The sequence below is a fragment of the Arthrobacter crystallopoietes BAB-32 genome (assembly GCF_000328305.2).
GTDB lineage: Bacteria > Actinomycetota > Actinomycetes > Actinomycetales > Micrococcaceae > Crystallibacter > Crystallibacter crystallopoietes_A.
Genome location: NZ_ANPE02000332.1, coordinates 1 through 2,329 on the forward strand (window position 1 = coordinate 1; position 2,329 = coordinate 2,329).

Sequence of the window (2,329 nt, forward strand, 5' to 3'; positions counted from 1 at the left end):
CCCCGGCGATCGGCCCGGACTTGCAGGCCCCGGCCGCGGCGTCGAGCGCGGCCTGCAGAGTCGCCCTGTGCGTCCCGAGCTGCTCGAAGTGTCCTTCCGCGGCATGGATATGACCACGCGACGCTCCCACTTGGATATCCCACTCCGGCACTTCGCACCCTCCCGGTTAAACCTGACATCCTCAAGCTACCGGGGGCGGCACGGCGGCTGCCACCGGGCGGCACGGGTAGAACTACCCATGCCCCGCGGAACGTACGCCGCGCGGTGGCGAGGAGGGGAAGGAAAGCCCGCGCGGCCGCCGTCGTTATTTTTTGTTTTCCCAGAGGCCCAGGATGTTGCCCTCCGTGTCGCGGAAGTAGGCAGCGAAGCCCATGTCCAGCACCGCCTGCTTGGCGATCACCGTCGATCCGCCGAGGGTGCCGATCTGCTCCAGCGCCGCGTCGATGTCGTCCACCTCCACGGTGACCACGGGCGTGGCCAGGTCCCCCTCGCGGGCGAACATGCCGCCGTTGATCGAGCCGGGTTCGGTGGGCATGCCCTGGTCGTTGACCGGCGACGTCAGGACCATGTTGTAGTCCATGTCCGGCACGGCGCTGATGTCCCAGCCGAAAGCGGCTTGGTAGAAGTCCCGCGCCCGGTTCTGGTCATCGGCGGGAATTTCGAAATGCACTACTCGTCCGGCCATTTCGCTCACCTGCTCCTTCGAAGGTCGGCGCGGGCGGTCCACGCCACGGCTCCCAGTTTAGGACCGCCCGGCCCTGCTGGATGATCCGCGTCACTACGGTGGGCACCCGCTGGCGGTATTGAAGATGAACGGCAGGTAAACACTCCTGCTCAGCTTGGGTGAACCCTTGCTGCCGCAGCTGTTCCTGAACGCGGCGCGCCAAGGTTCGTCGCCTACACTGTCCTCTGACATGGATGATGCGTCAATGACAGGAAGGCGATCGCGTCTGCCACTGATGAGTCCCCACCCCCGTTCCACCGACGGCTCCCTCCCCTCCCCAGGAGAGCACGTGCTTTCGCCCGTCGTCCCCTCCATCCAGGTCCGCCCGGCCACCCCGGCGGACCTGGCAGCCATGGCCGCCTGGCAGTGCCGCTACGTTCCGGACGGCCTCTTCCCGAACATGGGCGAGCGGTTCGTGCGCCGCTGGCACTCCAGCTTCCTGGACAGCCCCTTCGGCATGGCCCTGGTGGCTGAACGCATCGGCGAGGACAACACTGAGCGCATCGGCTTCCTGGTCGGCTCCACGGATCAGGTCCGCCATGTGGAGGAAGTGGTCCGCCGCCACCGCGCCGGGCTGGCCTCGGCCGGCCTGCTCGCGCTGGCCCGCCGTCCCCGCCTCGGCGCGCACTTCGTCCGGACCCGCGGCCGGGCCTACCTGAACCGGATCCTCCGCAACGCCTCGGCAGCGGACCAGGAGCCCGGTGACGCGAAGACGGCTGCCACGGCTTCTGACAAGTCGCCGGCGGAAACCGGCACAGCAGCGGAAACAGCGGAAACAACGACGACGGCGGCGGGCCCGGTTGCCGTGATCACCGCGGTTGCCGTGGACGCCACCGCCCGCGGGACCGGCGCCGGGCAGCTGCTGGTCCAGAGGTTCCTGGAGCAATCCCGGTCCGCCGGCGCCCCGCGCGCCGAGCTCATCGCCATGCTCGGCGAAGGCAGCGCGGCCCCGTTCTATGAACGGCTCGGCTGGACGGCCGTGGCCGAGCGCCCCTCGCGCGACGGCCGCCTCGCCCGCACCTACCGCTACGATCTGGCGGCCGCCGACTCCTGACGCCCGGTTCCGGCCGGCGGCGCTCCGGCGACCGCCCCGGCTTCCGGCGGCACAACGACTAGAGTTGATCCTGCACAGCCAGGCAGAACCGGGGCCGGTGGGCCATGGAATCCAACTCGATCACGATCTTCCTGGCCGGCGATGTGATGACCGGCCGGGGCGTGGACCAGCTGCTGCCCTCGCCGAATCCGCCCCAGCTGCGGGAGTCCTTCGTCCGTGACGCGCGGGACTACATCGCCCTGGCCGAAGCGGCCAACGGTGCGATCCCGCGCCCGGTCCCGATCGAGTGGCCATGGGGCGACGTGCTGCAGCTCCTGGACGACGCGTCCCCCGACCTGCGGATCCTCAACCTCGAAACCAGCGTCACCACCAGCGGGCACTTCGCCCCGGGCAAGGGCATCCACTACCGGATGCACCCGGCCAACATCGGCTGCATCACGGTGGCCAGGCCAGACGCCTGCGTGCTGGCCAACAACCATGTGCTGGACTTCGGCGTGCGCGGCCTGGAGGAGACGCTGGACGCGCTCCGGGCCGCGGGGATCCGCACCGCC

The 2,329-nt window shown here is 69.6% G+C and carries 3 protein-coding genes; 2 read left to right on the forward strand and 1 reads right to left on the reverse strand.

Going from position 1 to position 2,329, the window contains the following annotated elements; genetic code table 11:
* Positions 1-304: 304 nt before the first annotated feature.
* Positions 305-685: a VOC family protein gene (locus D477_RS20775; RefSeq protein WP_005275520.1), complete on the reverse strand. Its 381-nt coding sequence runs from the start codon at positions 683-685 to the stop codon at positions 305-307.
* A 328-nt stretch (positions 686-1,013) separates the two neighbouring features.
* Between D477_RS20775 and D477_RS20780 the strand changes: the two genes are divergently transcribed.
* Both D477_RS20780 and D477_RS20785 read left to right on the forward strand, forming a co-directional pair.
* Positions 1,014-1,778, forward strand: a complete 765-nt coding sequence (locus D477_RS20780) for a GNAT family N-acetyltransferase (RefSeq protein ID WP_005275523.1) — start codon at positions 1,014-1,016, stop codon at positions 1,776-1,778.
* A gap of 104 nt (positions 1,779-1,882) precedes the next feature.
* Positions 1,883-2,329 (forward strand): CapA family protein (locus D477_RS20785; protein ID WP_005275525.1); only part of this gene is annotated, 447 nt, incomplete at its 3' end.